The sequence below is a fragment of the Tannerella forsythia genome (genome assembly GCF_003860135.1).
GTDB classification, from domain to species: domain Bacteria; phylum Bacteroidota; class Bacteroidia; order Bacteroidales; family Tannerellaceae; genus Tannerella; species Tannerella forsythia_A.
On the sequence record NZ_RQYN01000218.1, the window covers coordinates 1 to 219 of the forward strand.

General features: G+C 50.2%; 1 pseudogene. It reads left to right on the top strand.

Annotation, left to right across the window (positions count from 1 at the left end):
• Positions 1-219 (top strand): annotated as a pseudogene (locus tag EII41_RS14010) (IS110 family transposase); the annotation flags it as partial.

The window sequence follows — 219 nt, forward strand, 5'->3', positions numbered from 1 at the left end:
ACCAAGACTGACACGAAAGATGCCTGCCTGATTGCCATGTACGGGGAGAAGATGGCTCCCGGCGTCTACAAGATGCCCTCTGAGACGGTCATGCTCCTGAAGCAGAAGAAAACGATTATCAGGCAGCTGAAGAAACAGCTTACGGCAAGCAAGAACCTGAAAAGCTCCCTTGTCGTGCTTCCATTCCAAGACAAAAACGGGATGAAAGCACTGGATAAG